Source organism: Larkinella punicea, assembly GCF_003334855.1.
In the GTDB taxonomy this organism is placed as follows: Bacteria; Bacteroidota; Bacteroidia; order Cytophagales; family Spirosomataceae; genus Larkinella; species Larkinella punicea.
Window position 1 is genome coordinate 120,938 of record NZ_QOWE01000011.1, and the last position, 19,705, is coordinate 140,642.

The 19,705-nt window shown below is 52.0% G+C and carries 20 protein-coding genes; 13 read left to right on the forward strand and 7 right to left on the reverse strand.

Going from position 1 to position 19,705, the window contains the following annotated elements:
* Nucleotides 1-86: 86 nt before the first annotated feature.
* From gltX to DUE52_RS14975, 9 genes are all read left to right on the forward strand, one after another.
* Entirely contained in the window at nucleotides 87-1,613 is a 1,527-nt protein-coding gene (gene gltX, locus DUE52_RS14935; protein ID WP_114406825.1) for a glutamate--tRNA ligase, read from the forward strand.
* Nucleotides 1,614-1,684: 71 nt separating this feature from the next.
* Nucleotides 1,685-1,927, forward strand: coding sequence for a hypothetical protein (locus DUE52_RS14940; RefSeq protein ID WP_114406826.1), 243 nt, complete (start codon nucleotides 1,685-1,687; stop codon nucleotides 1,925-1,927).
* Between the two features lie 58 nt (nucleotides 1,928-1,985).
* Nucleotides 1,986-2,765, forward strand: coding sequence for a TIGR00266 family protein (locus tag DUE52_RS14945; RefSeq protein ID WP_114406827.1), 780 nt, complete (start codon nucleotides 1,986-1,988; stop codon nucleotides 2,763-2,765).
* 2 nt (nucleotides 2,766-2,767) lie between these two features.
* Complete coding sequence (locus DUE52_RS14950; protein WP_114406828.1) at nucleotides 2,768-3,043, forward strand: DUF4160 domain-containing protein; 276 nt, start codon at nucleotides 2,768-2,770, stop codon at nucleotides 3,041-3,043.
* Nucleotides 3,040-3,333 (forward strand): hypothetical protein, encoded by a 294-nt coding sequence (locus DUE52_RS14955; protein ID WP_114406829.1) that lies wholly within the window; start codon nucleotides 3,040-3,042, stop codon nucleotides 3,331-3,333. Before DUE52_RS14950 ends, DUE52_RS14955 begins: the two co-directional genes overlap by 4 nt.
* Nucleotides 3,334-3,372: 39 nt before the next feature.
* Nucleotides 3,373-3,663 (forward strand): hypothetical protein, encoded by a 291-nt coding sequence (locus DUE52_RS14960; protein WP_114406830.1) that lies wholly within the window; start codon nucleotides 3,373-3,375, stop codon nucleotides 3,661-3,663.
* 175 nt (nucleotides 3,664-3,838) lie between these two features.
* Nucleotides 3,839-4,429, forward strand: coding sequence for a gliding motility lipoprotein GldD (gene gldD / locus DUE52_RS14965; RefSeq protein WP_114406831.1), 591 nt, complete (start codon nucleotides 3,839-3,841; stop codon nucleotides 4,427-4,429).
* A 137-nt stretch (nucleotides 4,430-4,566) separates the two neighbouring features.
* On the forward strand, nucleotides 4,567-5,241 hold the full coding sequence (locus DUE52_RS14970) for a hypothetical protein (RefSeq protein WP_114406832.1): 675 nt from the start codon (nucleotides 4,567-4,569) through the stop codon (nucleotides 5,239-5,241).
* Nucleotides 5,242-5,612: 371 nt separating this feature from the next.
* Entirely contained in the window at nucleotides 5,613-8,177 is a 2,565-nt protein-coding gene (locus DUE52_RS14975; protein WP_114406833.1) for a TonB-dependent receptor, read from the forward strand.
* Between the two features lie 75 nt (nucleotides 8,178-8,252).
* Here DUE52_RS14975 and DUE52_RS14980 read toward each other — a convergent pair whose 3' ends face one another.
* Nucleotides 8,253-9,224 (reverse strand): aldo/keto reductase, encoded by a 972-nt coding sequence (locus DUE52_RS14980; RefSeq protein ID WP_114406834.1) that lies wholly within the window; start codon nucleotides 9,222-9,224, stop codon nucleotides 8,253-8,255.
* Between the two features lie 118 nt (nucleotides 9,225-9,342).
* Here DUE52_RS14980 and DUE52_RS14985 point away from each other — a divergent pair, with 118 nt between their 5' ends.
* Together DUE52_RS14985 and DUE52_RS14990 are read left to right on the forward strand one after the other, a co-directional pair.
* Nucleotides 9,343-9,642 carry a putative quinol monooxygenase gene (locus tag DUE52_RS14985; RefSeq protein ID WP_114406835.1) on the forward strand — a complete coding sequence of 100 codons (300 nt, stop codon included), beginning with the start codon at nucleotides 9,343-9,345 and terminating at the stop codon, nucleotides 9,640-9,642.
* Nucleotides 9,643-9,733: 91 nt separating this feature from the next.
* Nucleotides 9,734-13,309: a carboxypeptidase-like regulatory domain-containing protein gene (locus tag DUE52_RS14990; protein WP_114406836.1), complete on the forward strand. Its 3,576-nt coding sequence runs from the start codon at nucleotides 9,734-9,736 to the stop codon at nucleotides 13,307-13,309.
* A gap of 91 nt (nucleotides 13,310-13,400) precedes the next feature.
* Here DUE52_RS14990 and DUE52_RS14995 read toward each other — a convergent pair whose 3' ends face one another.
* The 6 genes from DUE52_RS14995 to DUE52_RS15020 all read right to left on the reverse strand — a co-directional run bounded on the left by DUE52_RS14995 (nucleotide 13,401) and on the right by DUE52_RS15020 (nucleotide 18,154).
* Nucleotides 13,401-13,922: an acyl-CoA thioesterase gene (locus DUE52_RS14995; RefSeq protein ID WP_114406837.1), complete on the reverse strand. Its 522-nt coding sequence runs from the start codon at nucleotides 13,920-13,922 to the stop codon at nucleotides 13,401-13,403.
* 66 nt (nucleotides 13,923-13,988) lie between these two features.
* Nucleotides 13,989-15,188 carry a DUF748 domain-containing protein gene (locus DUE52_RS15000; RefSeq protein ID WP_114406838.1) on the reverse strand — a complete coding sequence of 400 codons (1,200 nt, stop codon included), beginning with the start codon at nucleotides 15,186-15,188 and terminating at the stop codon, nucleotides 13,989-13,991.
* 88 nt (nucleotides 15,189-15,276) lie between these two features.
* Entirely contained in the window at nucleotides 15,277-16,050 is a 774-nt protein-coding gene (locus DUE52_RS15005) for a pentapeptide repeat-containing protein (protein WP_114406839.1), read from the reverse strand.
* 178 nt (nucleotides 16,051-16,228) lie between these two features.
* The gene (locus DUE52_RS15010) at nucleotides 16,229-16,591 is read right to left on the reverse strand and encodes a hypothetical protein (protein WP_114406840.1); all 363 of its coding nucleotides are present in this window, start codon (nucleotides 16,589-16,591) and stop codon (nucleotides 16,229-16,231) included.
* Nucleotides 16,592-16,747: 156 nt separating this feature from the next.
* Nucleotides 16,748-17,458 carry a PD-(D/E)XK nuclease-like domain-containing protein gene (locus DUE52_RS15015; RefSeq protein WP_114406841.1) on the reverse strand — a complete coding sequence of 237 codons (711 nt, stop codon included), beginning with the start codon at nucleotides 17,456-17,458 and terminating at the stop codon, nucleotides 16,748-16,750.
* 15 nt (nucleotides 17,459-17,473) lie between these two features.
* Nucleotides 17,474-18,154, reverse strand: coding sequence for a hypothetical protein (locus tag DUE52_RS15020; protein WP_114406842.1), 681 nt, complete (start codon nucleotides 18,152-18,154; stop codon nucleotides 17,474-17,476).
* A 296-nt stretch (nucleotides 18,155-18,450) separates the two neighbouring features.
* On the opposite strand from DUE52_RS15020, the gene DUE52_RS15025 reads away from it, so the two are divergent.
* Both DUE52_RS15025 and DUE52_RS15030 read left to right on the forward strand, forming a co-directional pair.
* Nucleotides 18,451-18,876 (forward strand): helix-turn-helix transcriptional regulator, encoded by a 426-nt coding sequence (locus DUE52_RS15025; protein ID WP_114406843.1) that lies wholly within the window; start codon nucleotides 18,451-18,453, stop codon nucleotides 18,874-18,876.
* Nucleotides 18,877-18,908: 32 nt separating this feature from the next.
* A complete protein-coding gene (locus DUE52_RS15030) occupies nucleotides 18,909-19,649 on the forward strand; it encodes a tyrosine-protein phosphatase (protein ID WP_114406844.1) in 741 nt (246 codons plus the stop codon).
* Nucleotides 19,650-19,705: the final 56 nt, after the last annotated feature.

A 19,705-nucleotide genomic window follows, 5' to 3' on the forward strand; every position in this document is an offset into this window, starting at 1 on the left:
AAGGGAGGAAAGGGTTTGACCGATTTTCTTCCTTCTTCCTTTCTTCCTCTTCTCCTCTCCTCCTCTCCTCCTCTCCTCCTTTTTTTATGTCAACCGAAATACGCGTTCGTTTTGCGCCCAGCCCAACCGGGCCGCTTCACATTGGGGGTGTGCGAACTGCCCTGTATAATTACCTGTTTGCCCGCAAACACGGCGGCAAAATGCTGCTCCGCATCGAGGACACGGACCAAAACCGCTTTGTCCCCGGTGCCGAAGACTACATTGTCGAAGCCCTGAAATGGGTCGGCATCGAAATTGACGAAGGCTTGACCGCTGGTGGTCCTCATGCGCCCTATCGCCAGTCGGAGCGCAAAGCCATTTACCGCGAATACGCCGAACGACTCGTATCGGAAGGCAAAGCCTATTATGCCTTCGACACGTCCGAAGAACTGGATGCGATGCGCAAACGGATGGAGGAAGCCAACGCCCCGGCGGCTCAGTACAATTCCATCACACGGCTTCAGATGAAAAACTCCCTGACGCTCAAACCGGCGGAAGTAACCGCCTTGATGGAATCGGACAGTCCGTATGTGATCCGGCTGAAAGTGCCCCGCAAGGAAGATGTCCGGCTGAACGACCTGATTCGCGGCTGGGTGGTGGTGCATTCGTCGCAGATTGACGACAAGGTGTTGCTGAAATCGGACGGTATGCCGACGTATCATCTCGCCAATATCGTCGATGACCATTTGATGGGCATTACGCATGTCATTCGGGGCGAAGAGTGGCTACCGTCGGCTCCGCTGCACGTTTTGCTGTACCGGTTTTTAGGCTGGGAAAGTACGATGCCGCAGTTTGCCCACCTGCCGCTTTTACTGAAGCCCGACGGCAACGGCAAACTCAGCAAGCGGGACGCCGATCTGGGTGGTTTTCCGGTTTTTCCGCTCGAATGGAAAGATCCGTTTTCCGACACCGTGGCCCGTGGTTTCCGCGAAGACGGGTATTTGCCCGAAGCCCTGGTCAATTTTCTGGCGTTCCTGGGCTGGAATCCCGGCACGGAGCAGGAAATGTTCACGATGGACGAACTGATTCAGGCGTTTAGTCTGGAGCAGATCAACAAAGCTGGTGCGCGGTTCGATATTCAGAAAGCAAAGTGGTTCAACCACGAATATTTGCGGCAGCAACCGAACGAACAACTGGCCGAAGCGATTGTGAGCCAGGCAGCCGCCGACGGAATCGACTGCACACCGGAGAAAGCGGCCAAAATAGCGGGTTTGCTCAAAGAGCGGGTAAACTTCGCCAGCGAGATTTATGCCGAATCTGCGATCTTTTTCCGGGAACCGCAACAGTACGATCCGGCCATTGTCGCGGCCAAATGGAACGATGAAGCCGTGCGGGCTTTGACCGCATTGAAAGATGCATTAACTTCGGTAGAAGATCCGCTAACGGTTGATCTGGCGAAGACTACGTTGGCCACTGCAACGGCCGCAGCCGGTGTTAAACAGGGTAAAATCATGCAGGCACTCCGGCTGGCCATCACCGGCGTCGGGGCCGGGCCGGACCTGATGATAACGCTGGAGATTATCGGTAAACAGGACGCGATTGACCGGTTGCAGAAAGCGCTCAATGAATTATAAATGATGAATGATGAACGGGTTAGCACACGCTATTCATCGTTCATCATTCATAACTCATCATTCCTAAAAACATGGCGAAGAAAGTCACGAAACCCGAAGACCAGCCGAACGAAAAACCGCGGGTTCATAAAGAACTGGAAGGTTTTGACATCAAAATCAATACGTTCGGCGAGATTACGAATAGCTACGATATTGACAAAATCAACGCGTTTCTGAACAAAACCGTCGATGATAAAAAACTCCGGAACCGGAAAGACCTGAAAGACGGCGAGAAGGGCGACGGGGAGGAGTATGAAGATGGAGAGGAGGAATAGGTACGTACGCCAGTCCAGGTACAATCCGTAATTTTTAATCTGTAATTCATAGATTTTCATGCGTTCTCACGAAATCGACTACAAGATCATCGGCGAAGACATTCAGGTCGTTGAAATTGAACTGGACCCGAACGAAACCGTCATTGCCGAAGCCGGTGCCATGTTGTTCATGGAAGACGGTATTCAGTTTGAAACCAAAATGGGCGACGGCTCGCAGGCTACCCAAAGCATCATGGGCAAGCTGTTTCAGGCCGGTTCGCGGTTGCTGACGGGCGAATCGCTGTTTATGACGCACTTCACCAACCGCGGCTACGGCAAGCGAAAAGTGGCGTTTGCGGCTCCGTATCCGGGAACGGTGATGCCGATTGATCTGGCCAAAATCTATGGCAATCAACTCATTGTTCAGAAAGACGCTTTTTTGTGTGCCGCCATGGGAACCCAGATTGCGATTCACTTTAACCAGCGGATTGGAACGGGTTTGTTCGGCGGAGAAGGGTTCATTCTCCAACGGATTCAGGGCGACGGCATGGCGTTCATTCACGCCGGGGGTGTGGTGATGGAGCGGCAACTGAACAACGAAACGTTGCGGGTCGATACGGGCTGCGTGGTGGGTTTCGAGCCTTCCATCAGCTTCGATATTCAACGTTCCGGCGGGTTGAAATCCATGATTTTTGGCGGAGAAGGTATTTTTCTGGCCACTTTGCGCGGAACCGGAAAAGTCTGGATTCAGTCGATGCCGATCTCCAAGCTGGTGGATCGATTGTCGGCCGGGGGCGGACAGGCTAACAAAGAAGGGGGTTCAGTGCTGGGCGGTTTAGGGAAATTGTTTGAGGATTAATCGTGCCGAAACTGGCGATTTACAAAACATTGGTATTCTTTCTGTATGCCTATGATTTGTCGGAGCGAATGCATGTTCATGTCTCCAATACAAAAAGTCGTAAAGGCAAATCCGCCAAGATCTGGCTGGATACGCTGGAGGTGTTCGAGCAGGGAAGTTTAACGTCTAAGGAAATTAATACGGAAGTAAAGTTGTTGGAAAAATACGGCCCTCAGATTGCAAAAAGAATTACAGAATTTGCAACGGAAGGGAAGATAAATGTTTTGCATCTATCATGAAAACGGAAGGTTTTAAGACAGAACAGCCAATCATTGATCGAATCTCGTTTCGTAAACAAGGTTATTTATCTTTGTTTTTGGAGGACGGGCGGATTTTGTATGTGCCATTGAGCCGATTCCCGTCAATCGCCCGGTTGAATGGTCACCAACGAAAGCAGTATCACATTGCCGATGGAACTGTCCTTATGTTTGCGGATGACGATAATGTGTATCCTATTCAGGAGTTTATAGGAACCAATACATCCCAGCCCGACCATTTAGTAAGCTACAAGGCAGTTTTGGCTGCTTAAATTTTAGAAGGAGTTAAATAGCATATCGAGATATAGAGTATGGAAATCATTTGCGTAAACGAGAATTTTCCGGCTCCGGTGCTGGCTTTTTATGCGGAGTTCGGGGTCAAAACGCCCAAGGAAGATCAGATGTATACGGTTCGGATGGTGAAACGCCATACCAACGGCGAAACCGGCGTGTTGCTGGGCGAAATCCAGAATCCGGATGTGCCGGTGCGCCACCCGGTTTTGGGCGAAGTCTGGTTTGAACCCACCTTCAACATCAACCGTTTCCGGACGCTGCTCGGCCAGCCGGTGCGGCAGGAAGAACTGGAAATGATTAATTCGTGATAGACCAACAGACCTATTAGGTTTTCAAAACCTAATAGGTCTAAAACTGTAAGAACCGACTACCATACAGATAACTCACACCTGTTAGGTTTTCAAAACCTAACAGGTGTGAGTTCGCCCGGCACGAAAACGCCGGGCTTTTTCGTTTCCTTTCTGGTGTAACATCTCATTGCCTGTGACAAAATTCCTTTTCGTCTCGTTTACGGTTCTGCTGGCGGCTTGCGGCAGTCGTGATGCCGACAATTATGTTCCAAAACCCAAAGGCTATAACCGTATCGACCTGCCATCGCATCAGTATCAGGCGCTGAAAGAAGCCCATCCGTACACATTCGAATATTCCAGACAGGCCCGGATTTTGCCCGATACGTTTCGGGGTGCCCAGCCCCACTGGATTTTTATCCATTACCCCGCCTTCAAAGCGAGCGTTCAGTTGACCTATCATCCGGTGTTGCAGAACGAAAAGCGGCTGGCGGGCATGATTGGCGATTCCTATAAACTGGCCGCCATGCACAACGAAAAAGCCTATGCTTTTAAGGAAGAGTTGATTCAGCTTCCGGGCGGTTTGAAGGCCGATGTGCTTTCCATAACGGGTGAAGTGCCCAGCCAATTGCAGTTTTTTACGACCGATACGACCACCCATTTCCTGCGGGGAGCGGTTTATTTCAACGTCGCTACCCGCAACGATTCGCTGGCACCGGTGATTGACTACCTGCGGAAAGATGTGTTGCATTTGCTCAAAACCCTGCGGTGGAAGTCCGGAAGTTAGAACCACATGGGCTGATCCGGCGTTAGAGAACGTATTGCAAATACTTCCGGTATTTTGTATCTTTATAGGCCTTTTCGGGTAGTAAACCCTTGACATTCACGAATCCCGGCGAATGGGTCGCCTGAGGAAAATACGCTATGAGACGCACAAAATTTAATCCGAATCAATTTCAGATCGACTTTCTGGCTGCGTTTCGGCGTATGCTCGTCAGTTTGGGGGATTCACAAAGCTCTCCCGTCAACGAGACGATTTTTGTCAAACTGAGCGACCAGTGGGAAAATAACCGCCAGCTCCCGGCTGACCTGCTGTTTCAGAAAAGCCCGGTGGAAGCGGTGGTTTATCGGTTGTCGAAATCCGACGACCGCTTGCAGTTTCCCGAAGAGGTCATCGCGGGCGATCTGCGGGGCATTCCCGGCCTGACCGGTTTTGCCGCCAAATTCCGTGAGCAGGGTTGGGTGATTCTGCCGAACGAACTGTCGGGAGCCTACAAGCAGCTTTATCTGCACATTCTGACGGCGGCCCTCGGTCTGGAGCATTTGTATACCAACCGCAACGAACTGCTGGCCGAAGCCGAGCGCGTGGCCCTGGCGGCTTTGTTGCCCGAAACCGAAATCCGGAGTTTCTTCGGGGTGCGGCTTTCACGCTTCCCGGACAGCTTCCGCATGGACGTTTCCAACTACTTCAACCTGCCGTTTGAGCTTGTCTTGAAGCGGGCGCACCAACTGGAAATTATTTCCGATACGGTTTTGGAAAGTGCCAAAAGCGATGCCCTTCGGCCAAGCCGCCGGACGACGGCGAAAAAAGTAGCATAGTTCTAACCGGAATCTTCGATTTAATGTGATTTTTTAAAGAATTTACGGTTTTTGAGAAAACTTTCGGTGCCATTTGTTGCATTTCGCAGCGTGGCACTCTTTTTTTGTGCAAAAAACTACTAAATCAATAGATTATAAAGGATAATAATCCGTATAGTCTATCTAAAAGAGTAGTTATATCCATTAATCTGAAACGCATGAAAAAACGAGTACATTCTTCCCGCTTGTTAAAGCGATGTTGCTGATGCCGCTTGCACAGGCTCCTAATCAGTCTTTGCCCTTTTAATTCCCTTCAGAAATCGAAGCCAAACGATTGAAATATTTCCTAGTATTTCTATAGAAGTACTGTATTAACACAACCAGCCACCACAATGCAACGAGTTCTAAGCGTATTTTTTTTGATTGGGATCATTCTCTCCCCTCTATTTCTCTCCGCACAAAATACCCCCATCGTCAATTCAACGATTTCCGGTAAAGTAATCGATGCCCGCAGCAGTGAACCGCTCATAGGTGCAACAGTATCCATCAAAGGAACGACCAATGGCAGCGCGACGGACGCAAACGGTGAGTTCAGCCTGATCACCGGCCAACGACTGCCCTTTACGTTGATCATATCCTACGTGGGCTATCTCAAAAAGGAGATTCTGATCAATGAAAGCAAGGTTGAAATCAAGCTTGATGCCAATACGACACAACTGGACGACGTTGTGATTTCCTCCCGCCGTCGTCAGGAATCCGCGCAGGAGGTGCCGATTCCCATTTCGGTGATCGGTGGCGTCCGGGCCGAAGATGCCGGTGCTTTTAACGTGAACCGTCTCAAAGAACTGGTGCCTACCGTGCAATTGTATGCTTCCAATGCCCGCAATACAACGCTCAACATTCGCGGGTTGGGGTCCACCTTCGGCTTGACCAACGACGGCGTTGACCCGGGCGTGGGTTTCTATGTAGACGGTGTTTACTACGCACGTCCGGCGGCTACGGCCCTCGATTTTATTGATATTGAACGCGTTGAGGTATTGCGGGGGCCCCAGGGAACGCTTTTTGGGAAAAACACGACGGCCGGAGCTTTCAACATCACCACGCGGGTGGCCAGCTTTACGCCGGGAGCCAACCTTGAACTGAGCTATGGCAACCTAGGTTTTGTTCAGGCCAAGGCGTCGCTGACCGGCGCGTTGAGCAAGAAACTGGCTACCCGTCTTTCCTTTACGGGGACGCAGCGAAACGGCACGTTTTTTAACGTTCATACGCAACTGCCGATCAACGATATCAACAACATCGGCGTACGCGGGCAGATCCTGTATACACCGAGCGAAAATGTAAACATTACCGTGATCGGGGACATTTCGGACCAAAAACCGACGGGTTACGGATGGCCGGTAGCCGGGGTTGTACCGACAAAAAGAGCGGCTTACCGGCAATTCAATGCCATTATCGCTGATTTGGGATACACCCTTCCCTATAAGAGCGCTTTTGAACGCAAACTCGATTTGGATACGCCTTCCAAAGCGGATAACCAATTGGGTGGGGTTTCGGTCAATGCCGATATCAAAATCGGGAATGGAACGCTAACCAGTACGTCGGCCTGGCGCTACTGGAAATGGGTGCCACTGAATGACCGGGACTACATTGGGCTGCCCGTCTTTACGATTTCTTCCGGCAATTCGAAACACAATCAGTGGTCGCAGGAAATCCGTTATTCCGGAAAAATATCACCGAAACTGAGCGGGGTAATTGGCGTATTCGGCCTTTGGCAAGACCTGAAATCCGATCCGGTGCAGACGGAAGAAGCCGGTTCGGCCCAATGGCGGTTTGCACAAAGCTCAACCAGCGCGCTCTGGAAAACGCCCGGTTTGTTCGACAACTTTGGCATTCGCACCACCAACGAAATCAAGAGTACGAGTTTGGCGGTGTTCGGACAGGTTGACTGGGCCATAACCGACAAAATCCACGTTTTGCCAGGTGTGCGCTACAACTACGACAAAAAGGTGGTGGATTATAGCCGGGTGACCTATGGCGGGTTGCAAACCACCGATGCGGCCCTGGTTGCCTTGAAAAATGGCGTCTATACCAACCAGGCCTTTAATACAGATTATTCGCAGGGAAATTTCTCCGGGCAACTTTCCCTGCAATACAAAGCCACCAATAAATTAAATGCCTATGCTACGTATTCCGTTGGCTATAAGCCCATTGGGGTGAACGTGGGTGGTTTGCCAACGGCAAACGGGCAGATTTTGATTGATCTGGCCAACGTGAAACCCGAATACGTGGATCACAAGGAGTTTGGCGTAAAAACCAAACCGTCGGGCAATTCGGTGTTGAACCTGACCGTCTATCGTTCAGACATCAGAGATTACCAGACTCAGGTGCAAACGCCGGAACCGGGTGTAAACCGGGGGTACTTGGCCAATGCTGAAAAAGTGCGGGTGCAGGGTGCCGAACTGGACGGTAATGTCCGCTTTACCAACCTGACCCTGAATGCTGCCATAGCCTACACCGACGGTAAATATGTAAGCTTCGTCAATGCCCCGGTGCCGCTGGAAGAAGTAGGAGGGGCGCAGGCTTTCAAGGATGTTTCGGGAGGAAGACTCCCCGGCATTTCCAAATGGTCGGGCTCCGTGGGCGGTGAAACAACCACCAAAGGAACCTTCACCGGACTCAAGGGCAACTATTTTCTGGGTGTCGATGTCTTCTACCGGTCCGAGTTCTCGTCAAGTCCGTCTCCTTCGCAATATCTGAACATCGACGGGTATGCACTGACCAATGGACGGGTTGGTTTCCGGGCCTCCAACGGGCTTTCCTTCTTCCTCTGGGGTAGAAACCTCTTCAACACGGATTATTACGAGCAACTCCTGGCAGCGCCCGGAAGTGCCGGACAATATGCCGGTATCGTGGGCGACCAGCGCACCTACGGTGTAACGCTGCGGTACTCGTATTGAGAGAGTTAAGAATGAAGAGTTAAGAGTTGGCGGACGCATATAACTCTTAACTCTTCATTCTTAACTTTTAATTCCCTACTGGCTCCACTCCGTTGGCGTGCGGTCCCAGCGGTGGCCTTTCAGTTCTTTAATCAATTCGGGATTCAGCGTTTTGCCGTCGCTGGTGGCCATGTTGGCTTCCACGTTGCGGAGTTTGCGCATACCGGGGATGGTGGTGGCCACGTCCGGGTTTTCCAGAATAAAACGCAGGGCCATTTCGGGCAGAGTCATGCCGGCCGGAACCAGCGGTTTTAGCGCGTCGGCATGGTCGACGCTGGAATTCAGGTTTTCCGGTACGAAATACGTCGAACGCCAGTCGTCGGCCGGGAAGGTGGATTCCTTCGTCAAGGTGCCGGTCAGGGTTCCTTCATCAAACGGTACGCGCGCAATGACGCCGATGTTCAGTTCGCGGCAAAGCGGAAACAGATTATCTTCCGGCGCCTGATCGAAAATGTTGTAGATCACCTGCACGGCGTCGATGAGGTTGGTCCGTAAAGTATTGAGGCAATTGTCCGGTTCCCAGCGGTTTACCGAAATCCCCCAGGCCTGCACTTTGCCCTGTTGCGTCAGTTGCGTGATGGCTTCTTTCCACTCATCCTGCTCGGCCCAGCCATCTTCCCAGACGTGGAACTGCTGCAAATCAATGGTTTCGACGCCCAGATTTTTCAGGCTTTTTTCGGTGTATTCGACGATGTAATCGGCCGGAAAAACATCCTTGAGAGTAAACTCCGGTTTGGAAGGCCACTGGCGGTTTTTGGGTGGAATTTTGGTGGCCACATACAACCGTTTGTCACTGAATCGTTTGAGCAAATCGCCCAGAATTCGCTCGCTCAGTCCTTCGCCATAACCCCAGGCAGTATCGAAGAAATTACAACCCAATTCAACGGAACGGTCGAGCGCCTGATCCACTTCCTGCCGTTCGGAGCCCGTCCAGCCGGCCAGTCCCCACATGCCATAGCCAATTTCACTCACCTGCCAGCCGGTTCGGCCAAAAGTACGGTATTGCATAGGTTAGTTAAAAATTAAGAGTTAAAAGTTAAGACGGCATAGCCTATGTGACTCCGCATTTAAAGTAAACGCGAATTACTGTACTTTTAACTTTTAACTCTTAATTCTTAACTAAATAATGTTGGTTCGTATCGTTCGCATGACGTTTCAGGAAACGAATACCGCTGATTTTCTGGCGATTTTCGAGGCATCGAAACAGAAAATCCGCACCTTTTCCGGTTGCCTTCACCTTGAACTCCTCCGTGACCTCGATAATCCTGCGGTTTACGTAACCTACAGCCACTGGGAAACCCCCGAAGCCCTGGAGAAGTATCGCCATTCGGAACTGTTTAAAACCACCTGGGCGGCCACCAAACGGTTGTTTGCCGAACGGGCGACGGCATTTTCGGTGGCGAAAATAGACGAGGTAACGGAGTAACGGAATGCGGGTTCGAAATATGCCTTTTCAGGTTTGATATGGTATTTTGCTAAGAAATTCGTATTTTTAAGAAAGCTATTTTTCAAACCCCATGACTCCTTTTCTCGCCGATCCTTTTCGTAAACTGCTGGTCGGCTGGCTCGGGGTGTTCATGGCGTATACCGGCGTTCAGGCTCAGGAAACCACCACAACGATCACCGGGCGGGTGACCGAATCGCAAACCGGCCAGCCCCTGCCGTTTGCCAACGTCTACCTCAACAACACCACGCAAGGCACCACAACCGACGAAAAAGGCCGGTTCCGGCTCACCAACGTGCCACTCGGCACCATCGAACTCGTGGCTTCGTTTCTGGGCTACCAGCCCGCCCGGCAGTCGGTTCGGCTGGAGAACAGCCAGCCCCGTATCATCAATCTGGTGTTAAAAAGTACGGGCTTTACCCTCGCCGATGTTACGGTGAAGGCCAAAAGGGACAAAACCTGGGAGCGGCACTACCGGGAATTTGAACGGGAATTGCTCGGAAAAACGCCTTTTCGGAGCCAGTGCGAAATCATGAATCCGAATGTGCTTCAGTTTACTTACCAGAATAACATTCTGAAAGCGACGGCCCGTGAACCGCTGGTGATCGAAAACCGGGCGTTTGGCTACCGAATTCAGTATGACATGCAGTATTTTGAGGTGCAGACGAACGGGGCGATGTATTTTGCCGGAGCCACCCGTTTTGAAGAACTGAAACCGAAGGACACCCGCCAGGCCGACCGCTGGCGAAACAACCGGCAACGCGCCTACCTCGGCTCGACCCGCCACCTGATGGCCAGTCTGGTGGCCGGAACCTACGAGAAAGAAGGCTTTCTGGTGTACCAGGTAAACCCCGGCTACCCCGCGCAGACGGGCGGAATGAGTTTGTTTCAGGACATTAACCGCCATTTGCTGCCGGTCGCTACCGACTCGCTGATCAAACCGGGGCGGTTGTCGTTTGAGCGAAAACTGGTTACGGCGACTCCGCTCAAAGTCTTTTATAACCGGATTTTCTCGGCGTATTCGCCCTACCGGGATGCGCCGTATGCCTACACCGAATTTCGGTTTCCGCAGGGCATGAGCGAAATTACCGTCGATGGCCGGGTGACGCTCCCGCTAGGCATGCTGGCGATGGGCTATCTGGGCAACGACCGGTTTTCGTTGCTGTTGCCCGCCAACTGGGAACCAAGTGCGACCTCCAGCCAACCGGATTCCGTGATGGCATCGCCGATTGAAGGCCAGATTCTGGCGGCTGATTATCGACTCGATTCGATGCTGCGGCATTGGAAACGGGCCCATCCGTATCAGGCACCGTCGGCCTTTGTTCACATCGACAAACCATTTTATCTGACCGGCGACCGGATCTGGCTCAGCGCGTACGTTATGGAGCCGGTTACCACGCAACTGATGTTCGGCGAGGGTGCCCTGCACGCCGATCTGCTGACACCGGGTGGGAAGGTGGTGCAACACCAGTGGCTTCGCATCAACGACGGCCGGGCAACGGGCGACTTCCGGCTTTCGGATACGCTGGCGACCGGCATGTATCGGCTGCGGGCTTATACGGATGAGGATTATGCCGCCACCCGCCCGGCTTTTGAACGAAGCATAACGGTTTATAACGTGCTGAACGGACCCGGTGAGCGATCCGTCGGGGTTTCGGAGGAACTGGACGTTCAGTTTTTGCCGGAGGGAGGCCGCTGGGTGGCAAATCTGCCGACGCGGATGGGGTTTAAAGCCGTTGGGCGGGATGGTCGCGGAAAAACCGTGTCGGGCCGGATTCTGGACGAGCAGGGGCGGGAAGTGTCCCGGTTTGTCAGCAACCGCTTTGGGATGGGAAGCGTGTTGCTCGACCCAAAAGCCGACCAGACTTATCAGGCTGAAATCCAGCACAATGGCAAAGGTCTGCTGGTTGCCTTGCCGAAGGTGGAACCGGAAGGGTTCGTATTGGTGGCCGATGTGGTCAGCGATACGGCCAACCTGAGCATTCGCATTCTGGCCAATGTGCCGCAACCCGATCCGGTGATTTACCTGACCTTCCAAAGCTACGGGCAGTTGGTGCAACGGACCAAAATGAAGTTGCAGGACGGGAAAGCCCGGTTGACTTTGCCGATGGCCGTTTTTCCGCCCGGACTCTGTCAGGTGACGCTGTATGATGCCTATGGTCAGCCCCGGGCGGAGCGAATGCTCTTTATTTCGGAACAGATTCCGCCGGTTGAGATCTCGGTGACGGCGGATAAACCCCGCTATACGCCCCGGGAGCGTGTCGTTCTGAATCTCAAAGTGAATGCTCAGCCGGAAATGTCGATGGTGGCCACGCTGTCCGCAGCCGTAACCGATGCCGATCAGGTTCCGGAAGACTCCCTGGCTGCGGACATTCGAACCCATTTGTTGTTGACCGGCGATTTACGCGGACGCGTTGAGCAACCCGGTTTTTTCTTCAAAGACACGACGGCAACAACCCGCCGGGCGCTCGATGATCTGCTGTTGACGCAGGGCTGGCGACGGATCGGATTGCGCAAACCGGAGTCGCCGTCGGATACGCTGGGCGGGATTGTGTTCAGTGGCCGGGTGGTGGACGAAAAACGCAACCCCATTCCGTTTGCAGAGTTGCTCGTGGCGGCTCCCGGTTCATCGCAAGCCATTCCGCACTCAATCGGCACCAACCGCTACGGCCGGTTTCGGATGGCGGGTCTGGGCATCACGGACACGTTACAACTGCTCGTTCAGGTGATGAATACGCAGTTTAAATCCATCAAAGCAACTGTTGAAACGGATACGGCCGGGAGTGTCTGGTCGTCACGAAAAGTGGTGGCCGAGCCGTCGCCGGACTGGCGGCAGTTTCAGCAACAACTCGACGTGGCGCGGCTGCGTCAGGAATCCGATCCGGGATTGTACCGCGACAAGCAGGCCAAAATGCTGAAGGAAGTAACCATCAAAGGCTATCGACAGCCTGAGCGACCCGAATCGGTGGAGCGAATGAGTCTGCACGGCACACCCGACGCGGTGATTCTGTTTGATGAGCGATCCCCGCAATTTTCAAATGTCTACGAAATGATCCGGGGCCGGGTGGCGGGGGTGCAGGTGAAGCAAACCATGAACGGCTATACGGTCAACATCCGGAACGCCGTTTCGTTTGGCGTCGGCAACACCATGCAAATCCAGGCCCCTCTGTACCTCCTGGACGGTTCTTACCTGACCGAAACGCCCGAAGGAAATGCCTTGCTGAGCCTGAATCCGAATGACATCGACCGCATCGAAGTGCTGAAAAATGCGGCTACATCGGCCATTTACGGCGCGCGCGGTGGCAATGGCGTGATTGCTTTGTACACCAAACGCGGATCTTCCAAATCAAAAAAAATAGAACCCAGTATTGGACTTAACCAGTTGCCTCTCATCGGTTTTTCGGCCCATCGGGAGTTCTACGTTCCGCGGTATGAAGACACGCCGGGAGCGGTTCTGGCCGAACAAAATGCCCCCATCGACCGCCGGGATGTGTTATACTGGAAACCGGTGGTTCAAACCGATTCCAAAGGGACATCTAACCTGGCGTTTCCGCTGTCGGACGTCGTTCGCACGATCCGCATTCTGGTGCAGGGCATTACGACCGATGGCCGGCCTGTTGTCGGTTTAGCGAAACTGAAAGTGCAGTAATGGGGTTTGTTTACGGTTTACGGTTTACGGTGCGGTTCCCCGCCGGGACTGACGCGTTCTCCTATGTGCGCCAAACACCGTAAACCGTAAACTAGTTTTCAACACCAAACAGCGCCCGTAATTCCTTGGCGTCGTTCGGTTTCATGCGTCCGGCCAGCACCAGGCGCAGTTGCCGACGGCGCAGCGCACTTGCATACAGTTCATGTTCCGCTTCCGTTTCGGGTGTTACGGGCGGTACTTCAATCGGACGGCCGTTCTGGTCGACGGCCACGAAGGTGTAAAAGGCACGGTTGGTGCTGACCCGGGTTCCGGCCGGAATATCTTCCGCCCAGACTTCAATGTTGACCTCCATCGACGAATTGAAGCCCCGCGTGACCTTGGCCTGCATCGTCACGATGTTGCCGAGCTTGATGGGTTCCGAAAACGAGACGTTATCGACCGAAGCCGTGACGACGATGCGGTTAGAGTGTTTCTGGGCCGAAATGGCGGCACAGATGTCCATCCAGTGCAGCAATCGGCCACCCATCAGGTTATTCAGGGTGTTGGTGTCGTTCGGTAGTACCATCTCGGTCATGGTAACCAGAGACTCGCGGGCGTATTTGGGTTGGGGCATGGCGAAAGGTGCAAATCGGGCAAAATGCTTCGGATTGTCGCGAAACTACGGTATTTGTTCCCTTCCTCAACCATCCTTCTCTTTTTTTCGGGCTTCTTTTCGTTCCTCACGTTTCTGTTTCCGCTCTTCTTTTCGCTCCTGACGCGCTTCCTTTCGTTCGGCTTTTTTCTCCTCGCGTTTTTCCTTGTAATCCTCTTTCAGGTTCTCGACGGCATCCTTGAAGGTGACGGTATTGTCAAATTCGGTAGTGAAGGCTTCGACGTAGGCATTCCGCAGCACACCGATGATGATGGGCCAGACCTCCGTTTTCGTATCCTCAACCGTGCCCCGCAGCGGAATCCGGGTGGCCACCTGGTCGCGCTTCTGATTTTTGAGAATGGCAGCACCGCCTTCGGCCAGCAGTTCCGTGAAAAACCGCCCGACTTTCCGATCCTCGCCCGGTTCCTTGAGCTTGAAAATCTTCATGTCTTTGGTCAGCGGTTTGAAATAGCCCACGAGCCGACCGTCGTACATGGCCATTTCGCTGACCACGCTGATGGTTCCGCTCTCAAAATCGACGTTGCCGTATTTACGCGCCAGATCGTTGAGTTTCGCCAGTTGAAGGTTATCGAAACTGAGGTTGTAATTGAAATCCGGGAGCGGTTTTAGCAAGTACATCCCTGCCCCAAACTTCATCGTGCCTCCCCAACCCGGCACATCACCCGTTGCCGTAACGGGCGAGGGCAAGCGGGTGTCTTTTTCTTCCACGTTGCGGATGTTCCGAATATCGAGGGCAACTTTTTCCAGCGAAAGGTCAGTTTTGGTGGCTTCGAATAGATTAACCAGATCGATTTTTCCTTCATAAGCCGCAAACCGGTTGATTTGAATCGGCAATAAATCTTTCACCAGTTTCGTCCAGTCGAGTTCTTTACCCGTCTGGCTGGCCTGTTCATTGTTGCTGAAAGCAAAATTGAGTTCGGGCCGGTAACACTCGACCTCCCCGACGAGGGCCCCCTTAAACAGCGATTTCCATTCAACGGAAAGATCGATTTTAGGAACGTAGAGAAAAGGTTCTTTGATTTTACCGTTGATTTTCCGGATGCGCAGGTCTTTGATCTGGTACGAACCGGTAACGAGCGCAATATCGACGTCTTCCACATGTCCGGTGTACGAACCCATGTCGGCCATCAGTTTATTGAGGTAGCGCAGTACAAAATACGGCAGCAGAAGCCTGGCGACAATGAGGACAACGACAATCGCCAGGATAATTTTTGTGGATCGTTTCAAAGCAACAAGCGTTAATGTTGCTTATAAAACTGAAAATCAGCCGAAGAGTTATCCCGGCCGACGAACAAACGTCCGCCGGGCCGTTGGATTAGCGACGGCTGGGCGAAAATTTCCGGCCGTTCAGGGTGGCGTATTTAAAATCGGTGGGGCCGTCAAATACCGTCTCGTCGAAGCTCGAATTGCGGGGCAAATGGGTGTATTTAAAATCAGCGGTTCCGTCGAAACGTGTGTTGTTAAAATTGACCCCTTCGTCAAATTTGGTGTATTTAAAATCGGCGTACTGATCGAAGCGGGCTTTCCGGAAGGCGATTGCCTCCTTAAAACTCGTGTATTTAAAATTGCCGATTTTCGTGAACCGGGCGTCCGTGAAATCGGCTAATGCCTTGAATTTGGCGTATTTGAAATTGGCTTCTTCCCGAAAACCCGTACCGATAAAGGACGCCCGCTGGTTGAAGTCGGAATACTTGAATTCGGAAGCTTTTTCGAAGGTGCAATTTTCAAACGTTACGGCTTCGGTGAAATGGGTGGCAAACGTAATTCCACTGCCGTTCAGAAACCGCCCTTCGGTTTTGACGTTTTTGTACGCCAGAAAATTACCTCTGAAAGTACAGTTCCGGAACGTGACCGGTCTTTCGACGGTGCTTTCGTAGGCTTCGTTTTCGGCCCAGAGGTTTTTGGTGACGCGTTTTTTATTGGCCAGTTCCGTCAGGTCGAGATCGCCGTTAATGGTGGCGTTTTCGTAGGAAACCACCTCTTTGCGGTTGATTTTAGCCAGAATTTCTTTGGCATCGACCGTGCGTTGAGCCCAAACGGCCGGCAAGGTGGTGACCATGAGGACGAGGGTAGTGAGGATCGTTTTCATACGGGAAAGATGAGAGTTTCCCTAAGGATGAAAATACGTCGGCAAAGGTTGCACGGACCTAAGAAGGAATCATAAATGTAAAATGCTAAATATCGAAAGTAAAAGTGAGAGGTGAAATGCTCGCCCAACACTTTTACATTCGATATTTAGCATTTTACATTTATGATTTTTCAGCCCTTCAGGGTAGCCAGAGGGCTTTGTCGTAGGCGGTATCATAGTCGAATTCTTCCAGCGGAACAAAGTCGGCGAATCGGCCCGTTTCGTCCATTCGGATGGCATACCACAAACCGGTCGCATCGCGGAGCAGTAGCCGGTAGCCATACAGCGGATGATACGTATGGCCGTCGGTGCGGTGATCCCAGCCGGTTTGCAGCTCAATGGCAAAGGCAATTTGCGCCAGGGCTTCGTTGATGTAGGCCATCAGACTGCCAAAACCGTCCAGTTCTTCCAGCCAGATCACCAGACCGTCGATGCCCCAATCGAACAGCGGAGCCGAAGACGCCCGGCTGATGGGTTCGGTTATCACTAGGTCGTTTGTCATGCTGATAAAGAATTTGCCCCTAAATCCCCTAAAGGGGACTTGGACGCGAACCTTCCGGGTTCTAAAAGTCCCCTTTAGGGGATTTAGGGGCAATTTGTAGGAGTGAAGGTTAACCGTACAAAAAAACAGGTTGTTTGCCAACCGCTGTTTACAAACTCAGGAAGCCTGCCGCAGCCAGAAACCGGTGTCTTCCTGTTGTTGTTCCTTCCATTTGCGGAGCCAGAAGCGGTATTTTTTCCGTCCGTATTCCACAAAATCCGGGATCGATGTGGCATCGACGGCGAAAAGCCGGTTTGGTTTCTGTTTCTGAACGCCTATCAGCACAAAGCGAATCTGGCGCGTTTGTGCCCATTCCTGGCTGTCGGCGGAGCGGAGGCTGTCGATGTAGAAAGCCGCCTGCCGGTCGTAGTCATAGTCGTAGCAGCTTTGCAGAAACTGGCTTTGGGTGCGCGCCGAAGTAGTTTTAAAATCCAGAATAAGCGCACTCCGCCGTTTGGGACTGGTATAGACCATATCCAGCCGGGCTTTGCAACCCAGTTCGGTGATCGGATCGGTGAAGAGAATTACCCGCTCCCGTTCCGATTTCCGAAGATACCGGTTGCAGAACGAATCGCGCCGGACCTGCTCGGTGAGGTGTTCCAGCCGCCCCGACTCGACCGGTTTCATGTCGGGCAGCAACTGCTCGATAATACCGCCGATGCGCTCCGGTTCCAGCAGATGCGAGTGAAAAGCCCGCCCGAACTGCATGGCCCGCTGCGGAACGAGCCGTCCCGGCGAGGTATAGCCTAAACATTCTTCCTTCAACCGGGTCAAGTCGGAATTCGAAACCCGCGGGATAGAACGGTAGTCGATCAATTCGGTTATCATGACTGGATTGGTTTTTTAATTCAGCAAATGAATGCCATTCTCAACCAGCAGTTCTTCCGTCGGGTTGAGAAACGGATTGAAGTAATTGTAAGCGGTTTTGATGTTGGCGATGTCGGTCAGGGTTTCCTGTCGGAAAATTTTGTTCGACTGACCAAAGGCCTTCAACACCTTCGTTTCTTCCGGATCGGCCAGTTTATAGCTGAAAGTGGCGATGTAATAGACGCCTTTGGGTTGGATCTTGGTATTTTCCTTCTTCTCCGCTACGGCGGTAATCACGACATCGGCCAGCGTCAGGTCGTCGTAAAACAGCGGTTCGATGAGCCGGAAGATGTTATCAACCGAATAACCGTGGAACAGGACCGCCGAAACACAGTTCTTTTCATCGATAAAAAAGATTTCGGCCCAGTTCTTGGTTCCCATGTTCAAAATATTATCGGTAAAGATGCGCCAGGCAATCGGCTGGAATGTCAGCGTGCGACCATTCGTCGGCCCGCCCAGTTTTTCGGTGCCATTGATGTTAAAGATGCCCTCCTTGGCGTCGAAACGGTATTGGCGGGGATGTCCCTCCAGATATTTGAAGTGACTCGTATCCGGATTAGGGATGACTTCACCCGTCGATTCGTTAACCTTCTGATAAAGTTTCACTTCCAAACCATTTTGATTTGTTGTGCCGGTGTTGTTTTTTTGTGTGTTCATTAGTATTTGTTGTTTACTGTTCGGACAGGGGGACCGCTATGCGATCCCTTTTGCCTTTTCAGGGGGTTTGTATTTGAGTTTAAATATACATACTATTATGTATAATACAAAACGATACATAAAAAGTTTATTAAAAAAATAGAGTAGCTGCTCATACACCCTAAAAACCGCCTTTTTGTCCTTATTTTACGTTTTGTAAGCCTGGGCTATTCCGAAGAATCTGAATTTGTTCTACATTAGACGACGGAACACAAGAACAGAAATTACATGGTTCTATGTAAAAAAGCCCTCTTCTCATGCCCATTGGAGCCCGTTTGCAGCAACTGATCGATGCGTTAGACATCAGTGTCCTGGAGTTTGCCCGACAATTGGGGGAGAAGCGGGGTGAGAAAGTCTACCATATTTTGCACGGTCGTCTGAAACCGCGCTACGAAACGTTACAAAAAATTTTACTGGCTTATCCCACGGTCAATGCCGACTGGCTGCTGCGGGGCGAAGGGCTCATGTTTCGCACCTTACCGCAAACTCCCCTGTCTGCCATCACGTTAGATGAGCGGCTGCGAAATATGGAGTTTCTTTTGTTTCAGTTAAACGAACGCGTAGCTTTGTTACAGGAAACCAGCGACCTACTTCGGGAGGAACTTGAACAGGTTGCGGGTAAAAAAAGAGTCATCAGTCTCTCACACGTTAGTCGTCGGTCCGATTTGTCTCCCGAAAGCTGATAATTGCCGGGTTTACGACTTTATACTACACTATGTTCTCATTTTTTAAGCGTCGCCAGGAACAATCCGCTTTTTCGGATTTCGGATTTTTGGGAGTCGATATTCATTCACACCTGATTCCGGGGATTGACGATGGCGTACCCGACCTCGAGACGGCGTTGACCTGCCTGCGGGCTTTTGAGGAACTGGGCTATAAGAAAGTGGTCACCACCCCCCACGTGCTGCGCGATTATTACCCCAACAGCAGCGACACCATCCGGCGCGGTCTCGACGAACTCCGCGAAGCCATGGCCGAAACAGACCTGACGATTCAGGTTGAAGCGGCCGCGGAATACCTCATCGACGACCATTTCGTAACGCTGCTCAAAGCCAACGATCTCCTGACGTTCGGACCCAATTACCTGCTGGTGGAACTGTCGTTTGCCAATCCGCCCCTGAACCTGGACGAAATCATTTTTCAGATTCAGACGAAAGGCTATCAACCCATTCTGGCCCATCCCGAACGGTATTTGTATCTGAAGGACCAAACCGAGCGGTTTCATAAACTGCGGGTTCAGGGCTGTCTGTTTCAACTGAATCTGCTCTCGCTCGTGGGGCAGTATGGCGGGCGCGTGCAGCAACAGGCCAAACAGTTGCTCGATGATTCGATGGTCGATTTTGTGGGTTCCGATCTGCACCGGCCCCGCGACGCCGAGAAGCTGGGGCAACTGCTTCAATCCAAAGAACTGGCGCTCCTCGATTCGCACACCTTTCTGAATGCCTCTCTACTCTAAAAGGCCTTCTTTTGGCTAGTTGCGGAAAGCTGCCGAGCTGCATCCAATCAGGCGCG